Source organism: Micromonospora sp. NPDC048909 (assembly GCF_040649635.1).
Taxonomy (GTDB): domain Bacteria; phylum Actinomycetota; class Actinomycetes; order Mycobacteriales; family Micromonosporaceae; genus Micromonospora.
Genome location: NZ_JBEZFU010000008.1, coordinates 297,262 through 315,021, shown reverse-complemented (window position 1 = coordinate 315,021; position 17,760 = coordinate 297,262). Strand labels below are relative to the sequence as shown.

The 17,760-nt window shown below is 72.3% G+C and carries 12 protein-coding genes and 1 pseudogene; 4 read left to right on the top strand and 9 right to left on the bottom strand.

Going from position 1 to position 17,760, the window contains the following annotated elements; all coding sequences use genetic code 11:
* Window positions 1–510: 510 nt before the first annotated feature.
* The 6 genes and pseudogenes from AB0C04_RS22840 to AB0C04_RS22815 all read right to left on the bottom strand — a co-directional run bounded on the left by AB0C04_RS22840 (window position 511) and on the right by AB0C04_RS22815 (window position 10,027).
* Window positions 511–3,630, bottom strand: coding sequence for a hypothetical protein (locus AB0C04_RS22840; protein ID WP_357057797.1), 3,120 nt, complete (start codon window positions 3,628–3,630; stop codon window positions 511–513).
* Window positions 3,631–3,902: 272 nt separating this feature from the next.
* Complete coding sequence (locus AB0C04_RS22835) at window positions 3,903–4,232, bottom strand: hypothetical protein (protein WP_357057795.1); 330 nt, start codon at window positions 4,230–4,232, stop codon at window positions 3,903–3,905.
* Entirely contained in the window at window positions 4,171–6,393 is a 2,223-nt protein-coding gene (locus AB0C04_RS22830) for an EAL domain-containing protein (protein ID WP_357057793.1), read from the bottom strand. Before AB0C04_RS22830 ends, AB0C04_RS22835 begins: the two co-directional genes overlap by 62 nt.
* 210 nt (window positions 6,394–6,603) lie before the next feature.
* Window positions 6,604–7,005, bottom strand: a pseudogene (locus AB0C04_RS22825) (Crp/Fnr family transcriptional regulator); the annotation flags it as partial.
* A 440-nt stretch (window positions 7,006–7,445) separates the two neighbouring features.
* On the bottom strand, window positions 7,446–9,071 hold the full coding sequence (locus AB0C04_RS22820; protein WP_357057791.1) for an anibiotic ABC transporter: 1,626 nt from the start codon (window positions 9,069–9,071) through the stop codon (window positions 7,446–7,448).
* Complete coding sequence (locus tag AB0C04_RS22815; protein WP_357057789.1) at window positions 9,068–10,027, bottom strand: ABC transporter ATP-binding protein; 960 nt, start codon at window positions 10,025–10,027, stop codon at window positions 9,068–9,070. Before AB0C04_RS22815 ends, AB0C04_RS22820 begins: the two co-directional genes overlap by 4 nt.
* A 112-nt stretch (window positions 10,028–10,139) precedes the next feature.
* Between AB0C04_RS22815 and AB0C04_RS22810 the strand changes: the two genes are divergently transcribed.
* Window positions 10,140–10,916 (top strand): TetR family transcriptional regulator, encoded by a 777-nt coding sequence (locus tag AB0C04_RS22810; protein WP_357057787.1) that lies wholly within the window; start codon window positions 10,140–10,142, stop codon window positions 10,914–10,916.
* A 76-nt stretch (window positions 10,917–10,992) separates the two neighbouring features.
* Here the strand turns inward: AB0C04_RS22810 and AB0C04_RS22805 are convergent, their stop codons facing one another.
* Complete coding sequence (locus tag AB0C04_RS22805; RefSeq protein WP_357057785.1) at window positions 10,993–11,472, bottom strand: MarR family winged helix-turn-helix transcriptional regulator; 480 nt, start codon at window positions 11,470–11,472, stop codon at window positions 10,993–10,995.
* Window positions 11,473–11,602: 130 nt separating this feature from the next.
* Between AB0C04_RS22805 and AB0C04_RS22800 the strand changes: the two genes are divergently transcribed.
* On the top strand, window positions 11,603–12,166 hold the full coding sequence (locus AB0C04_RS22800; RefSeq protein ID WP_357057783.1) for an NAD(P)H-dependent oxidoreductase: 564 nt from the start codon (window positions 11,603–11,605) through the stop codon (window positions 12,164–12,166).
* Window positions 12,167–12,308: 142 nt separating this feature from the next.
* On the opposite strand, the gene AB0C04_RS22795 is transcribed toward AB0C04_RS22800, so the two are convergent.
* Window positions 12,309–14,102: an ABC transporter ATP-binding protein gene (locus AB0C04_RS22795; protein WP_357057781.1), complete on the bottom strand. Its 1,794-nt coding sequence runs from the start codon at window positions 14,100–14,102 to the stop codon at window positions 12,309–12,311.
* An 83-nt stretch (window positions 14,103–14,185) separates the two neighbouring features.
* Between AB0C04_RS22795 and AB0C04_RS22790 the strand changes: the two genes are divergently transcribed.
* Together AB0C04_RS22790 and AB0C04_RS22785 are read left to right on the top strand one after the other, a co-directional pair.
* The gene (locus tag AB0C04_RS22790; protein WP_357057779.1) at window positions 14,186–14,608 is read left to right on the top strand and encodes a MarR family transcriptional regulator; all 423 of its coding nucleotides are present in this window, start codon (window positions 14,186–14,188) and stop codon (window positions 14,606–14,608) included.
* A gap of 153 nt (window positions 14,609–14,761) precedes the next feature.
* Window positions 14,762–16,546 (top strand): N-acetylglutaminylglutamine amidotransferase, encoded by a 1,785-nt coding sequence (locus AB0C04_RS22785; protein ID WP_357057777.1) that lies wholly within the window; start codon window positions 14,762–14,764, stop codon window positions 16,544–16,546.
* A 31-nt stretch (window positions 16,547–16,577) separates the two neighbouring features.
* Here AB0C04_RS22785 and AB0C04_RS22780 read toward each other — a convergent pair whose 3' ends face one another.
* Complete coding sequence (locus AB0C04_RS22780) at window positions 16,578–17,708, bottom strand: glutamate--cysteine ligase (protein WP_357057775.1); 1,131 nt, start codon at window positions 17,706–17,708, stop codon at window positions 16,578–16,580.
* Window positions 17,709–17,760 lie beyond the last annotated feature (52 nt).

Sequence of the window (17,760 nt, the reverse complement as noted above, 5' to 3'; positions counted from 1 at the left end):
CGGTGTGCCCGTAAGTAAGAAAGGGGTCCCGGCGATCGTGGTGACCTGCTCGGGGTGTCCCGGGGGATGTAACCGTGCGGGCCGGCCAGCCATTCTGGCGGGGCCCGGGTGTTGCGGGTACCGGGTAGTCAACCGACCCGGGCGGCCGGTCATTCCCGGCGGCCGGGGGTCGGTCCCCGGGGCCGGCGACGAGGCCGCGCGGCACACCATGTTCAACGACCCGGGCCCGCCCATGATTCCGCCGCCCGGGTGGCCCCGACCACGGGACGCGCCACCCCGAACCCGGACACCGCACCCAACCCGGGCAGCCCGCGAACGGGACACCCGGCGCAATCGGGATCCGGACGCCGACCGGACGAGCCGGTCGGCTTCGGGGCGATCGACTCGGGCTCGTCGAAGTCGCGGTATCCGGGCACCGGGACACCCAGACATCACGGAACCCGAGTGGATCAGCCCCCGGCACGGGCGCGAAAGTACATATCTTCCGGCGGGCTTCAACCGCCGCGGTCGCTAGCCGGCGTGCCACATCGGCGCGCTGCGGTTGGCCGTCTTGACGACGACGGCCGGCTCGGCGAGGGCGGCGGCGAGCCGGCGGGAGGCGGCCACCGCGAGCGGGCCCAGTGTCGGGTGGCCGATCAGGGCGTGGCACGCCTGCAATCCGATCTCGGCCAGCTCACGCCGGTTCAGCTCGATCCGCCAAGGGTGGTCCCGCCGCTCGGCTGCCGCGGCCCGGATCCGGCGGCGCAGTTCGGCCTGCTCGTCGCTGGTCTGCCGCATCACCTCGACCGACCAGCGCCAGGCCTCGGCGAGGACGAGCAGGTCGGTCCGGTCGGGCGGCTGGTCGGCGAGCAGCAGCTCCTCGTGGCAGACGCGCAGGGCGGCGGCCGGCTCCCCGTCGTCGAGGAGCAGCCGGGCGAGCAGTCCCGCGCCGATCGTCGCCGGTTCGCCGAGGTCCTGCGCGGCGGCCGTCCGCAGTCGGTCCAGCCGGGCTCGCGCCCGGTCGGTGTCCCCGCAGGCGTGATCGAGCACGGCCAGGAACTCCTCGATGCCGGGCTGCGCCCGCCCGGGCCCGGTTCCGGATCCCGTCCGGCCGGGCTCGGCCGCGTGTTCCGCCGCGCCGACGCCGCCCGCCAGTCGGCGCAGCTCCTCAGCGGCGGCACGCAGCTGCGTCAGCGGCGCACCGGCCGCGATCAGCCGGGCGACGACATCCCGCTGCGCGGCCAGCGACGCCGGCACGGCGGGCGGCGGGAGCGGGGCCAGCAGGTTCGTCAGGCGACGCCACTCGCCGGCGGCAGCGCCGGCCAGCAGCGCGCGGCGCAGCGCCGCCACGGTGAGGTCGTCGGCGTGCCCGATGCTCGCCGCCCGGGTCTGCGTGACGTCGGCGAAGATGCCGAGCGCCTCCGTCCAGTAGCCGGCCCGGGCCAGTTCGACACCGAACTCCTCCCGCAGCCGGCTTCCCCGCCGCCCGGCCGCCGACCCCGCGGCGAGCCGGCTCTGCATCCGGCTGTGCCGGAACCGGTAGGCGCCGGCGGCGTCGCGCAGCAGTCCGACCGTTTCGGCGTACGCCAGGAAGCCGAGCAGCCGGTGCGGCGTGTGGCCGCGGATCGCGAGGGTGGCCCGGGCCAGGGCGAAGCGCAGCCACGCCCCGCCACCCCGCCGGTGCAGCCACCAGCCGAGCCCGAGCCCCGTTCCGGCGTAGACCAGTGCCGGCAGCGGTGGCACGGCGGGCAGCACCCCGGTGAGCCGCAGCGCCGCGACGACGACGAGCAGCCGGAGGAAGGCGTTGGCGACGCTGGACAGTGCGGCGGCGACGCTGGCGGCGCGATCCGCGTCGACGGTTTCAACCACGCTGGTGGCGCCGAGTTCGGCCGCGGGCGCGGCGACGTCGACCCGCAGCCCGGCCCGGACCGCGTCGTAGGCCCACCACAGCAGCCCGACCAGCACGGCCGCCCGAGCCGGGTCGGACCACGACGGCAGTCCCGGAACCCGGTCCAGCAGCGCGACGAGCTGCGCGGACGGGGTGACCGTCGAGAACAGGGCCAGCGTCACGAAGGCCCAGAACGCGCCGCCGACCAGGCCGGTGAGCAGTCCGGTGCGCAGCGCCCGGAGCCCGCCGACGAACGCCACCCGGCGTGGCATCTCCCGGCCGGCCCGGCCCGCGCCGCGCACCAGCGACACCGCGGTGGCCAGTAGGAACGCCATGACGGTGAAGCCGACCGTCTCGCGGGCCAGGCCCTCGAGGAGTTCCCGGGTTGCCGGATCGGTGACCTGGGCGGCGGTCGCGGTGAGGGCGTCGCCGGAGAGCGTCAGCGCCAGGCACACCGCCACCGCGGTGCGCAGGCCGGCAGCGAGCGCCCAGAACGGGCCCGGCTGTGCGGTCGCCAGCTGCCACCAGCGGAACTCCCGGGCGTCCAGCGACTCCAGGTGCGCGGCGAGGAAGGCGAGGTACCGCCGGGCGGTCTCCGGCTCCCAGCGCCACAACCCCTGCCCACCGCCGCGGGACCGCAGGGCGGCGTCCACGGCCCGGGTGAGCAGGTCGTCCTCGACCGAGCGGCGTCCCCGCTCCCGGGCCAGCGGCACGAGGTCGCGAGGGTCGGTGCCCGGCTGGTCGAAGGCGCTGCGGGCCAACGCCACCATCAGCGGCGTGGCGAGCGCGGCGGTCAGCTCCGGGTCGTCACCGAGCGTGTTGGCGACGGTGGACCAGTTGTCCACCTGATGCAGCGGGGCGGCATCGATCAGGTAGTCGGCAACCTCGGTGGGCGCGGGCGGTTCGAGCACCACCACGGCGGTGCCGCGCAGCTTCTCCCCCTGGCCGAGATAGCGCTCGTAGACGGTGGTCCGGCAGGTGAGGACGAAGCGCTGCGTCGGCAGCGCGTTGAGTTCGTCGAGGCAGGCGACCAGGCGCTCCTCGGGCACCTCGTCCAGCCCGTCGAGGACCGGGACGATCAGGTCGGTCTCGACCAGGTCGCGCAGCACGTCGTCGCGGCTCGGGTGGTCGGCCGCGAGCTGCGGATACCGCCGGCCGATCCGGTCGACCAGCCAGTCGCGGAAGCCCTCTCGGTCGGGGTCCCAGGAGTCTGCCAACACCAGCACCGGGATGGGCGCGTCCGGCTCGCGGTGCAGGGGCAGCTCCCGGGCCAGTCGCAGCGCGATGACCGACTTTCCGGAGCCGGCCGGCCCCAACAGCAGCAGCCGCCCGGAGGGTACGGCCTGATAGCAGTTCCACAGTGTTCCGTTGCGGCCGGCGAGATCCACCGGAACCGCATCGCTGGACCGGCCGATGGCCCGCCATGAGGGAAGGAACCGGTCGGGAGCGTTGCGCCACCGCACCGGCAGCGGGTACGGCTCGTCGACGGCGCGCAGCAGCGCCTCGTCGGCCGGGTCGCGGCGGATCAGCTCGGCCAGCTCGTCGGCGGCCGCGCGCCGGTGCGCGGCCGCCGCGGCGAGGCTGGCCGGCCCGGCGCGGAAGACCTGATCCAGCAGGACGTAGACGGCGATGACCCCGGCCACCACGCCCCAGGTCCAGTTGACCTTCTCGAAGTCGTAGCGCAACCACACCCACGCGGTGCCGCCCGCGGCCAGCGCGGCCACGACCGCCAGCAGTCCCCACTTCCACACTCGACGCCGCACCGCATGATTGTGATCGAGCCCGGGCCGCCAGGACACCCCGCCCGTTCCCCGCGAATTGAGGGCTTCCCAGGGCGGTAACCCTTCCCCTCTATCGGGCCGAGAGCGAATGGGTCATACGGGTCAGCTCGCCGAGCACAGCAAGTGCTACTGGTAGGTCTGCGAGCCGGGCGGCGTGTCGCCAGCGCCAGGCGTTCCGGCGGCGCGGCACTGATGCGGCCGCCTTCAGGTGACCGCTCGGCGCAGGGCGGCCCAGTGGTTGGGATCTCCGGCCGTCACGATCCGCCGTCGTCGTCGAACAGTGGCCGCAGTTGATCCAGTAGCTGCGCCCTGCTGACATTCCTGGGAAGGTCCAGCTTCATGTCCAGCCCCGGCCCCTTCACTGTGAGAGTCACCGAAGGCCGCGGATCGCGTAGCCGCCAATTGCGTATCGCTGCGACAAGAGCCCCTACCTGCGGTTGCAGCGTCGCCAACGTCGCCAGGTTCGCGGCCACGCTGATCCCCTCGATCGCCAGGGTGACCGCCGATACATCTCGAACACCTTCATAGGGCAGGTCGAGTTCCTCGAGAACCTCTGGCGGCAGCAGCAGCTTGACGCTGGACATTGTCACCTCTCACCCGTGTCGCAATTTCTTCCCGCACCGGTTGGCTCAACAGACGGAGTGACGCGGACGGCGCTTCGCCGCAGAAGAAGCCCTGAACATGGTGGATCCCGAGGTCGTAGATCTGCTTCAGCGTCACTGGCGCCTCGTCGTCGAAGCCCTCGACCACCACCGCTCGCGGACTCGACGCCTGCCCCAAGTCGCTGGCGTAGCGGGCCACCTGCGCGACGAGGGCAAGCTCCTCCATCGCCAGGTCGTGATGCAGCACCGCTCGATCGACCTTGATCTGGGTCAGCTGCAGTTCGGCCATTCGGGCCAAGGAGGAGTAGCCGACGCCGAAGTCGTCGACGGCGAAGCTGATCCGCAGGTCTCGCGCCAGTGCTGTCAGTCGCTGGTGGAAGTGCGCCAACGGCTCCTGCGGCCATTTCTCGCCGGGTTCCGGATGGATTGGATCCTGCTCGGAGATCTCGAGGGTCACGATCCGTGGGTTGAGGTCCGCCTGCTTGATGGCAGTCTGGACCTGGTCGATGTAGGAGTCGCTCAGCAGTGAGCGGACCGCCACGTTGATCGAGAGCGGCTTCGTGCCATCCCACGGCGTCTCCGCATCGGCGACGGCATAGGAGCGAATCGCCTTTGTCAGGAGCAGGCCGTCGCGCTCGATGATGAAGCGGTCGCCCCAGACGTACGCCATCTGAAGGGCAGTGAGCGGTGCCCGCACGTCGTCTTCATGCCGACGGGCCAGCGCTTCGTAGCTGTGGGTGCGCACGCCTGCCGGTCGCAGGTCGAGTTCGACGACCGGCTGGAACACCATGGTCAGGGACCCGATCAGCTTCTGGTAAAGGCTGAAGGCGTGCTCGTACAACGTGAGGGGCAGCCGCCCGAAGGCCGTCCGCAGTGCGGTCATCACCTGCATCTCGGCATGCAGGGGGTCGTCCAACAGGTTGGAGCTCCAAATCGCCTGAAGCATCACCGCCAGCGGCTCGCCCATGTCGAGGGACGCCAGAGCAGGGTCGACGACGATCAGCGTGAGCGTTCGACCGTTCTGGTGCGAGAGGGGGACGCAGAGGACCCGACGACCGGCGTCGTTGGACACGATGTGTCCCGGCGACCAGGTCCGCCTGGACGTCGCGTCGGCGGCGCTCAACTCGAGCAGGGGCCGTAGCTCCTCCTTGTTGAAACGGGCCGTCGAGCTGACGGGGCCGATGCTGGAGCCGGCGAACTCGACCACGGCCACGGCGTCCGCATCCAGGGCAGCCCGGATCACCTCCACCCGTTCGGCGTTCTCGCTGCGCCGCGGTTGAGGGGCGGGCCGTGACTCGGCTCGGAAAACCCGACCGAGGAGCTGGAGAACCGAGCTGGACATGTCATCGAGCGGGTTTCGGCACGGCCGGGTCGTGCCCGGATTGGCCGGTCCGCTGAGCGGGCGCCGGTCGTGCCGGGAAACCGGTGGCTGAGCGAGCACGGTCGTCGGGCCCCACATCTGCACGAGCTGCACCGGCGGTGGCTGCAGCCCTTGCTCGGCCACGAATGTAGCCATCTGCGCGAACGTCACCCGGCCGTTCGGGTCACCGGCCTCCCCCCGCAGCGCCCGCAGGAGATGGTGGGTGAGCACTCCGTGCCCATGCTCCTGACTCTCCCGGGCTGCGGAGCCGCTCGGGCACGCCAGCAGGGCGCTGTGGCGGTCGACGTTGGTCCGGTAGGTCTGCATCGCCTCGACATGACGCAGGTGGGCGTCGAGGTACATGCCGGCGTGGCAGCAGTCGAGGACGAGGAACGAGGTGCCCGCGAACGGCTCGAAGACGTCACGCTTGAGAAAGGCCATCCGCAGACCATTGTCCGGCTCGTGTTGCAACGCCTGCGAGTCGAGGTCAGCCGTGACCAGATACGCGTCCGGCTGGGTGCTCCATTCGGGTACGAGGGCGTGACCTGCGAAGTACACCAGCAGAACGTCGGAGGGACCCGATTCCATCGCCAGCTCGCGCAGCCTCGATTTTATCTTGCGCCAGGTTGCGGTCTCACCGGTGTACAGCGTGATGTCATCCGGATCGAAGGTGCCGATCTCCTGGTCGAGCAGGACGTCCCGCATCGCCTCCGCGTCGCTCTCGGCGTAGCGGAGTGCGGGCAACTGCACCTCGTAGCCACACTGGTTGACTCCGATCAGCACCGCCCACCGCCGGCCCGGCTTCATCGCGAACCCCCATGGAGAACCGCCACTTAGCTACGTTGTGGAATCGGAGTGACACTTCGCGTAACCCTATCGGATCTTCGAAGACGCTGGATCTGACCAGTGAGTCAGATTCCTGTCAGGGCGCTGAAGCGCCGCTCACGGAGCGCGAGGCGGTTCAGGGAGAAGCTGCCGTCCCTGGGGCGCCGATCAGGCCCGGTGCTCAAGATCAGCAACGAGGCGCAGACCTTCATTGTCGCGAACCACAATCTCTCGGTAGCCCGTGACAACAACGCCAGCTGCACGGAGTTCACTGAGCGCCTTCTGCAGGCTGATCTCAGCCGCGCCGCAGAGCGCGGCCAACTCACCCTGAGTCAAGCGGACGTTGATCACGATGCCGTCCGCGCTGCGTCGGCCATATGCGGCGGCTATCTCCCACAACACGCGCGCCAGTCGGACCTTGACCGGGTAGGAGGCGAAGTCAACACGGCGTCGGTTCGCCCAGCGAAGGCGGTCCGCAACAATGCCCGCCACCTCCATCGCCGCCCCTGGGCTCTCGCGCAGGAAGGCACGGAACGCGTTGCGACACACCGGCTGGAGGATCTGCTCGGAGAGAAGCTGCACAGCGGTGACGCCTTCGAGCAGGCCACATCGTTTGATCTCCTGATCGAGCAGCTCGGGCGTAGATCCGGTGCAGCACCCAGGCAACCGCGCGAGCCGTCAGCAGCCCGCAACGGATCCGCGCCGAATCCGGGCCGAACCGAATGATGGCAGGTTCATCCCTGGGAACGAATTCCGTCAGAGCGCCACGGGGCTGCCCACATCCTACGAGGTGGCTGAGCGCCGCGTCCGCGCCAAGAAACGCCTCGTGACGGTGGGAAACCTGGGCGCCTGGATGCTGAAGTCAACCCCAAGGTGTGGGATCTGGCAGCCTTCATCAGGGACGGCAAAGAAACCCGCCCTCGCGCAACTTGAGGGAAGTGCAGGCCTCGGCGGGCCGGGAAGGGGACAACTTCCCTGAAGTTGCGGCAACCGCAGAGCCAGAGCCGCCGTCAGCTCGGGACGTCGCGGTGGCGGAAGGCGGCGACGCCGGCGGCGAGGAACACCGCCGCGACCCCGGCGAGCAGCACCAGCGGCAGGACCGCCGGGTCGACCGCGGGCACGGCCGGGACGTGCGTGTACGGCGAGAGGTTCAGCGCGGCCTGCGGCAGCTCCAGCACCGCGCCGAGCTGCCCGAGCAGCAGGAAGACCAGCAGCGCCGTCCAGGAGAGCACCACCGACCAGCGGGGCAGCAGGCCGAAGAGGGCGGTCACCACCCCGGCCACCACGAGCAGGGCCGGCAGGCGCAGCAGGGCGGCGCCGGCCAGCGCGGCCGCCTCGCCGAGCGGGTCGCCGGTGACCAGGCCGTAGCCGAGCCCGGTGGTCAGCCCGGCGATCAGCAGCAGGGCGAGCGCGCCGACGGTCGCGGCGAGCACCTGGGTGCCGAGCCAGCGGCTCCGGCTCACCGCGGTGGCCAGGGCGGCCTCCAGCACCCCGTCGGACTCGTCGCCGCGCACCCGCAGCAGGGCCTGCACCACGTACGCCCCGATGGTCAGCGCGAAGAGCCCGAGCATCGCGGTCAGGTACGCGTCGATCAGGTTGGCGCCGCCGCCCATCGCGTTGATCGCCTCGGCGGCGGCCGGGTTCTGCTCGATCATGGCGTTGAACTCGTCGCCGGCGACGCCCATGGAGAGGCCGAGCACGGCCACCCCGACGGCCCAGCCGAGCAGCGTGCCGCGCTGCATGCGCCAGGCCAGCCCGACGGGGCTGAGCAGCCGCGCGGTGGCGCTCGCCGGGCCGCGCCGGGGGGCGACCAGCCCGGCGCCCTGGTCCCGCCGCTCCGCGAGGGCGTACGCCGACGTCACCCCGGCGATCAGCAGCGCGACGGGCAGGGCGAGCACCCACCACCGTTCTCCTTCGAAGGCGCGTACCTGGTTGCCCCAGCCGAGCGGGGAGAGCCAGGACGGCCAGGCGCTGGCCACCCGGGTGCCGCCGGCGCTCTGCTCGCCGAGCACGTCGCCGGCGGCGCGCAGCACGAAGGCGAGGCCGACGGCGGCTGCGGCGAGCGCGTTGGCACCCCGGGCGGTGACCGAGAGCTGCGCGGTCACCGCGGCGATCGCCGTGAAGGCCACTCCGACGCCACCGACGGCGGCGGTCCCCGCGACGGAGCCGGCCAGCGGCAGGCCGGCGCCGGCGAAGGCGAGCGCGAGCAGCGCCGCCGCCAGCACGTTCGCCGCGACGACGACCAGCAGCGCGGCGGTGAGCGGCGCGTACCGGCCGACCACCGACGCGCCGAGCAGCTCGGCGCGGCCGGTCTCCTCGTCCTGGCGGGTGTGCCGGGTCACCGCGAAGGTGCTCACCAGCGCGACGATGAGGGCCAGTGTCACGTACGTCTCGGCGACCACCACCGCGCCGAGGTCGGTGCCGGCGATCGGGCCGTTGAAGGCGCGGGCGACCAGGCTGGACGCGGACGTGGTGGCGTAACCCTGCCGGGCCGCCTCGTCGGGGTAGACGCCGGCCACGCTGCCGGCGAGGGCGTAGCCGAGCAGCGGGGTGCCGAGGATCCAGATCGCGAGGCGGACCCGGTCGCGGCGCAGCACGAGCCGGGCCAGCCGGCGGGTGCCGGTGAGCGCCCTCATCGGACGCCGGCCCGCGGCGCCTCGGCCGGCCGGCCGCTGTCGGCGGCGGCGCGCTGGTCGCTGTCGGCGGCGGCGCGCTGGTCGCCGTAGTGGCGCAGGAACAGCTGCTCCAGGGTGGGCGGGGTGCTGGTCAGCGCGCAGACGCCGAAGCGGATGAGCTGCCCGAGCAGCTCGTCGAGGTGCGCCGGCTCGACCTCCAGGTGGGTGCGCCCGTCGACCTCGCGTACGTCGTGCACGCCGGGCAGCGTCTCCAGACCGGTGACCGGGCGGGCCGTCTCGACGGTCACCGCGGTGCGGGTGAGGTGGCGCAGCTCGGCGAGGCTGCCGGACTCGACGGTGCGGCCCTCGCGAATGATGCTGACCCGGTCGCAGAGCGCCTCGACCTCGGCGAGCACGTGGCTGGAGAGCAGCACGGTGGCGCCGGCCTGCTTGATCCGCCGGACCTCGTCCTGGAACACCGCCTCCATCAGCGGGTCGAGGCCGGAGGTCGGCTCGTCGAGCACGTACAGCTCGACGCCGGAGGAGAAGGCGGCGACGATGGCGACCTTCTGCCGGTTGCCCTTGGAGTAGGTGCGGCACTTGCGGGTGGGGTCGAGGTCGAAGCGTTCGAGCAGTTCGTCGCGGCGGCGCCGGTCGAGCCCGCCGCGCAGCTCGCCGAGCAGGTCGATCGCCTCGCCGCCGGTGAGGTTCGGCCAGAGGTTGACGTCGCCCGGCACGTACGCCAGCCGGCGGTGCAGGCGCACCGCGTCGCGCCACGGGTCGGCGCCGAGCACCTGCGCCGTGCCGGAGTCGCGGCGCAGCAGCCCGAGCAGGACGCGGATGGTGGTGGACTTCCCGGCCCCGTTGGGCCCGAGGAAGCCGTGGACCTCCCCCGCCTCGACCCGCAGGTCGAGCCCGTCGAGTGCCCTGATGGTGCCGAAGGTCTTGACCAGGTTGTCGATCGAGATGACGGGCATGTGCCCCTCCTGCCGTGTGAACGCTTCGATCGGCCTCACTGTACTGACCGATGGAAAGTCGACTCAACGGTGACTCCGCCCACCGGTCAGGACGCCGGCTAGGCTGGCCGGCATGACCGGCGAGCCCGCGGACGACACCCGCACCCGGATCCTGCGTGCCGCGCTCGACCTCTTCGCCGAGCACGGCTACCAGCGCACCTCGCTGCGCCAGATCGGCGAGCGGCTGCGGTTGACCAAGGCGGCGGTCCTCTACCACTTCCCGGCCAAGGAGCACCTGCTCTCGGCGCTGGTCGAGCCGCTGCTGGCCGACCTGGAGGCGCTGCTGGACGTCGCGGGAGAGCAGCCGACCGAGCAGGCCCGCTGGACGGTGCTGGAGGGCTGGGTGGACACCATGCTGGCCCACCGTCGCCCGCTCGGCATGCTCTTCCACGACATCGCCCTGATCACCCGCGGCGACACGTACCACCGCCTGATGGGCATCGCGATGCGGGCGAACGACCTGATCGCCGGGCCGAACGCCGGGCGGCGGGAGCGGGTCCGGGCGGTGCAGGCGGTCGCCACGTGCAGCGACCCGGTGGTCTTCTTCAACGACGTCTCCGACGAGGTGCTCCGCGCCGACATGCTCGACGGCGTACGCCGGCTGCTGACGGCGCCGGGGCCGGCGGCGACCGCGGGCGTCGGGGCCGCGGACGCCGGGGTCGGAAGCGTCGGCCGCGCGGATGCCGGGCCGGCGGCCCGCCGGCGGCGGCCGGGCCGGCCGCGGGCGCTGGGACGCGAGCAGGTCGAGGCGGCCCGGCGGATGCACGCGGCCGGTACCCATTCGGTGGACGCCATCGCCGCGACGCTGGGCGTCTCGCGGGCGACCGTCTACCGGCACCTCGAGGAATGAATAATGAGACGGTTTTAGCGACAGTTTCGAGACGGTTGTGTGACCGCCACGCCCCGGGCGCCCGCGTGGCAGCGGGTCAGCACCGGTCGGCTCGGTCGGCCTTGCCGACCTGCTCGAACGCGCGGGCCAGCTGGACCAGGTCGATGCCCTCGAAGTGGTCGAGGAACCGCCGCCGCACCGCTGCCAGGTGACTCGGCCAGGACTCCTCCACGCGGGCGAAGCCGGCGTCGGTGAGCACGGCGTTCCAGCCGCGGGCGTCCTGTTCGCTGCGAACCCGCTCGACCAGGCCCTGCGTCTCCAGCCGGATGACGGTGCGGGTCATGCCGCTGAGCGAGAGCTGGCAGGCCGCCGCGAGTTCGCTCATCCGCAGCTGGCGGTCGGGAGCCTCGGAGAGCACCCGCAGGGCGGTGTACTCGGTGAGGGGCAGCTGGCGGTCGCCCACCATGTCGGCGTCGATCAGCCGGGGCAGGGCGTACATCACCTGGCCCAGGGCGCGGACGAGCTTCTCCTCGTCGGGGCTGAGGGGCCGCAGCGGTTCTGCGGTGGGGCTGGACATGCATCCATCCTAGTTGCTTGAGCGAACAACAGTGTGACCTCAAACATACCCCTCATATTTGCTTGACCAAGCAAGGTATAGCTAGCGTCTACGAGCCAGGCAAGGACTTCTCTGGAAGGGCACCACACACATGACCAGGATCGGGATCATCCTCGGCAGCACCCGCCCGGGGCGTAACGGTGAGGCCGTCGCCCGTTGGGTTCTCGAGGTGGCCAAGCAGCGCTCGGACGCCGAGTTCGAGCTGATCGACCTGCTCGACTACCAGCTGCCGCACCTCGACGAGGCGTACCCGCCCTCGATGGGCCAGTACACCCAGCCGCACACGCTGCGCTGGGCCAGCACCATCGCGTCGTTCGACGGGTTCGTGATGGTCACCCCCGAGTACAACCACTCGACCTCGGGCGCCCTCAAGAACGCCATCGACTTCCTCTACGCCGAGTGGAACAACAAGGCCGTCGGCTTCGTCAGCTACGGCTCGGTCGGCGGTGCCCGGGCGGTGGAGCACCTGCGCCTGATCTCCGGCGAGCTCCAGATGGCCGACGTGCGGTCCCAGGTGGCGCTGTCGCTCTTCACCGACTTCGAGAACTTCAGCGTCTTCAAGCCGGGCCCGTTCCAGCAGGACGCGTTGAACACCACGCTCGACCAGGTTGTGGCCTGGAGCACGGCGCTCGCCCCGCTGCGCAACAACCGCTGAACCGCACGCCGAGCTGACCGGAAAGATGGCCGCGGGGCTTTCCCGCGGCCATCTTCTCCGCATCCGAGCCCGGCGCGGTCAAGTCGTGGTGTCCACGCCGCCGAGGCGCCTGCGGTGGGTAGGACTCGCGGCGCCGCGAAGCTCAGGCGGCCAGGGTCGCGTAGCGACCGTTGCGGTCGATCAGGTTGTCGTGGGTGCCGCACTCGACGATCCGGCCGTGATCGAGCACCGCGATCTGGTCGGCGCCGCGCACGGTGGAGAGCCGGTGCGCGATGGTGACGGTGGTCCGCCCCTCGGCGAGCGCGTCGAACGCCCGCTGCACGGCCCGTTCGGTCTCGGTGTCCAGGGCACTGGTCGCCTCGTCGAGGATCAGAACCCGCGGATCGCGCAGCAACGTACGGGCGATGGCCAACCGCTGCTGCTCGCCGCCGGAGAACCGGTGCCCGCGCGAGCCGACCATCGTGTCGTAGCCGTCGGGCAGACCGGCGATCAGGTCGTGGATCTGCGCGGCGCGCGCGGCGGCCTCGATCTCGGCGTCGGTGGCGTCCGGCCGGGCGTAGCGCAGATTCTCCCGCACGGTGGTGTGCAGCAGGTAGGTCTCCTGGCTGACCACGCCGACGATCGCGGCCAGATCGGCCAGGGACAGGTCGCGCAGGTCGACACCGTCGACGGTGATCCGGCCACTGTCCGGATCGTGCAGCCGGCTGACCAGCGCGGCGAGGGTGCTCTTGCCGGAGCCGGTCTCGCCGACCAGGGCCAGGCTGCTGCCGGCGGGCACATCCAGGCTCACCCCGGCGACCGCGGCGGTGTCGCTGCCCGGGTAGCTGAAGGTGACCTCCTCCAGGCGCAGGTGGCCACGGACGCGGCGGGGGTCGAGCCGGACCGGGTCGCTCGGGTCGGCCACCTCGATCGGCAGGTCCAGGTACTCGAAGATCCGGGCGAAGAGCGCGAGCGACGCGGTCAGCGAGACGCCCACGTTGAGCAGACCCATCAGCGGACGGAACAGCCCGTTCTGCAGGGCGGTGAAGGCGACCAGGGTGCCGATGCTGAGCGTGCCGGCGGTGCCGGGCAGGCCGGCGCTGAGGTAGATGACCGCCGGGATGGCGGCGAAGAGGATGCTCATCGAGGCCATCCGCCACCGCCCGGCCAGTTCGCTGCGCAGCTCCAGGTCGACCAGGCGGGCGGAGGAGCTGGTGAACCGCTCGATCAGGGCCGGCCCGGTGCCCAACGTCTTGGCCAGCCGTACGCCGCTGATCGACAGTCCCTCCTCGACGGTGACGTTGAGGTCGGCGAGTTCGCGCTGGCGTCGGGCGGTGATGTCCCGGCGCAGGCGGGCCACCCGGCGGGTCAGCCAGATCGCCGGCGGCAGGATGACCAGGGAGACCAGGGAGAGCCGCCAGGACAGCGCCACCATGGCGGCGGCGGTGGCGACCACCGTGGTCAGGTTGGCCGCGACGGCGGTGGCGGTGGAGGTGACCACCGACTGCATGCCGCCGATGTCGTTGGTGATGCGGGACTGCACCTCGCCGGTGCGGGTGCGGGTGAAGAAGCCCAGCGACTGGCGCTGAAGGTGGGTGAAGACGTCGGTGCGCAGCCGGTGCATGACCTGTTGGCCGACCCGGGTCGAGATCCAGGTCTGCACCACGCCGAGCACGGCGGTGACCGCGGCCACCGCGACCATGCCGAGGACCAGCCAGACCAGCAGGGTCACGTCACGCGCCGGCAGGGCCTGGTCGATCACGTGCCGGAGCAGGAACGGCGAGGCCATCGCGACGATCGAGGAGGCCACGATGATCGCGGTGACCGCGCCCAGCGCGCCTCGGTGCGGGGAGAACAGCCCGGCCACGCGACGCAGCGAGACCTGCCGGGCCTGCGCCTTCTCGTCGGCGCTGACGGTACGGGGGCCGCGGTCGCGGCCGTGGGGGGTGGGCTCCAAGAGGGTACCTGCCTTCGTCGGGGACAGTGCTGAGGTTACCTCATCATGAGGGAACAACCGTACCTGCTGCTACGGTATTCCCCGTGATCGAGGCGGACGGCGACGACGAGACCCTGGCCGAGGCCTTCTGGGGGGTGGCCCGCCGACTGCGCCACCGCACCCGGGAGTCGCTCGAGCCGTGGGACGTCACCCCCAGCCAGGCCCGCGCGCTCGGCGTCCTGGCCCGGCACGGCGTGCTGCGGCCCAGCTCGCTCGCCGAGCACCTGCGCATCGCTGCCCGCTCGGCCACCGAGGTGGTCGACGACCTGCAGGCCCGGGGGCTGGTGGAGCGCCGCCCCGATCCGAACGACCGGCGCGCCACCCTGGTCGCGCTCACCGCCGAGGGCGGCCGGACCGCCGCGGCCATCCGGGCTGCCCGGCAGGCCGAGGCGGACCGGTTCTTCGCCGACCTCGACCCGGCCGACCGGGAACAGCTCGCCCGGATCCTGCGTACCCTGCGCGGCTGAACCGCCGCGGCACCCGACCCGCACGCCCGCGGCGCCGGGTTTGCGCAACCCCGCTGCGGGTAGCCGAGCCGCCCGTCCGATGGACGGGACCGGTGCGTGACGGGAGGGAACCGCGGTGCCTGTGCTGACCCCTGTGACCCACCGGCGACGCTGATGTGCGGCGTCACCGGCGAGGCCCGGTTCGACGGGTCGACCCCGGACGCCGCGGCGGTGACCCGGATGACCGAGGCGCTGCGGTCGCGGGGCCCGGACGGCGAAGGGCTGTGGAACGACGGCTGGATCACCCTCGGGCACCGCCGGCTCACCATCATCGACCTCTCCGAGGCCGGCGCCCAGCCGATGGTCCGCGCGGACCTGGGGCTCGCGCTGGTCTTCAACGGCTGCATCTACAACTATCCGCAGCTGCGCGAGGAGCTGCGGGAGGCCGGCTACACCTTCCACTCCACCAGCGACACCGAGGTGATCCTGGTGGCCTACGCCCGGTGGGGTGAACGCTTCGTCGACCACATGGTCGGCATGTTCGCGTTCGCGCTGGTCGACCAGGCCCGGCGGCGGCTGGTGCTGGCCCGGGACCGGCTCGGCATCAAGCCGCTCTACCTCGCCGAGTCCCCCGGCCGGCTCCGGTTCGCCTCCAGCCTGCCGGCGCTGCTGCGCGCCGGTGACGTGGACACCGGCATCGACCCGGTGGCGCTGCACCACTACCTCTCCTGGCACTCGATCGTGCCGGCGCCCCGGACCATCCTGCGCGGGATACGCAAGCTGCCGCCCGCCACGATGCGGATCGTCGAGGCCGACGGGCGCAGCCGCGACGAGGTGTACTGGCAGCCGGAGTACGTCCGGGAGCCGGCCCACGCCGCCCGGGACGCCCGCGGATGGCAGGCGGCCGTCGGGGACGCGCTGCGCACCGCCGTACGCCGGCGGCTGGTCGCCGACGTCCCGGTCGGCGTACTGCTCTCCGGCGGGCTGGACTCCAGCCTGATCGTGGCGCTGCTCGCCGAGGCCGGGCAGCGGCACCTGCGCACGTTCAGCATCGGCTTCGACAGCCGCGGCGACGAGTCGGGCGACGAGTTCCACTACTCGGACCTGGTGGCGCGGGCCTTCGACACCGACCACCAGCGCATCCGGCTGGCCGACGACGACCTGGTGCCGGCGGTACGCCGGACCGTGCTGGCCATGACCGAGCCGATGGGCAGCCACGACGTGGTCGCCTTCCACCTGCTGTCCGAGCAGGTCGCCCAGCACGTCAAGGTGGCCCAGTCCGGGCAGGGGGCCGACGAGGTCTTCGCCGGCTACGGCTACCACCAGCCGCTGGCCCGGGTGGCCCGCGAGGCCGCCGCGGCGGAGTTCGCCGACGCCTTCTTCGACCGGGAACACGCCGAGCTGAACCGGGTCGTCGGCCCGGCGTACGCGCTGGAGCACGACGCCAGCCGGGAGCTGCTCGACGCGCACCTGGCCGCCCCGGGAGCGCAGACCGCGCTCGACGCGGTGCTGCGGCTGGACACCCACCTGATGCTCCCCGACGACCCGGTCAAGCGGGTGGACAGCATGAGCATGGCCTGGGGGTTGGAGGTGCGCACCCCCTTCCTGGACCAGGACCTGGTGGCCCTGGCCGCGCAGTGCCCGCCGGAGCACAAGGTGAGCCAGGGCGGCAAGGGGGTGCTCAAGGAGGTGGCCCGGGAGGTGCTGCCGGCCGAGGTGGTCGACCGGCGCAAGGGCTACTTCCCGGTGCCGGCGCTGCGCAACGTGGACGGTCCGGTGCGCGAGCTGGTCGCCGAGGCGTTGCAGGCGCCGGCGGCCCGCGAGCGTGGCCTGTTCCGTCAGGAGTACGTCGCGCGCCTGCTCGCCGAGCCGGACCGGGCTGCGGCGGCGGCCGGCAGCAACAAACTCTGGCAGCTCGGCCTGCTGGAGATCTGGCTCCAGGCACACAGCATCCGCTGACTGACGGGGCGCCGGGGCGACGAGGCGTGCGTCAGCCGCGGGTCTGGGCGGCGAGGTCGGCGAGGACGGCGCGCAGGTCGCCGGTGCGCTCGAGGATGCGGCGTTGCCGGGTCGCGCCGGTGCCCTCGTCCCGCAGCCGGGCCAGCTGGGCGACCACGTACGCCAGGTCGCCGTGGCGGACCAGCGCGGGGGTGACGGTGGCGAAGAGCTCGTCGACCAGCGCCCAGGCCGGCCGGGCGCCACCGGCGCGCAGATCGATCAGGTCACCGTCCAGGCCGTCGTGGGCGGCCCGCCAGTGCGCGGCGGAGACCAGGCAGTCGCGCACGGGCGGGGCGAGGATCCCGGCCCGGACGTCGTCGAGCACCGTGGCGACCAGCGCGCGCACCAGCGCGGCGACGAGCACGGTGTCGTCGACGGTCGGGCAGACGTCACCGACCCGGATCTCCACCGTCGGATAGGCGGGGGACGGCCGGGCGTACCAGTAGACCATCGCGGCGTCGAGCATGATGCCGGCGGCGATCAGCTCGTCCACCGTGCGGTCGTAGTCGGTGGCGGAGGCGAAGTACGGGGTGGGGCCGATGCTCGGCCAGCGCTCCAGCTGCATCCCCCGCCAGCTGGCGTGCCCGGTGTCGGCGCCGTCGTGCAGCGGCGAGTTGGTGGTGATCGCCTGCACCACCGGCAGCCATTGCCGCAGGTGGTTGCAGACCTGCACGGCCAGTTCGCGGTCGGGCACCCCGACGTGCACGTGACAGCCGCAGACCGCGGGATCGTGCGCCACCGGCCCGTATCGGCGGGACATCGCGTGGTACCGCGGTTTGTCCGGCACCGTCCGGTGCGGCTCGCGCAGCGGCGTCGCGCCGACAGCGACCAGCCGGGCCCCGGCCGCCTCGGCCGCCTCGGCGGCGGAGCGGCGCAGCGCCACCAGTTGGGCGCGCAGCTCGGCCAGGTCGGCGGTGACCGGGGTGACCATCTCGACCATGCTGTGCCGGAACTCCTGCCGGCTCTGGTCCCGGGCCGGGCCGGGCAGCGCGGTCAGCACCCGGTCGGCGACCGGCAGGTTCTCCCCCGTCTCGGGGTCGAGCAACAGGAATTCCTCCTCCACGCCGAGGGTCAACGTGGTCAGCTCGGGCACCGCGGTGGCGACTGTCGGCCGGTAGGTCATGTGCGTCGGCGTCCGTTTCGTCGGGCGGCGCCCCGGGGCGCCGCACTCCGGC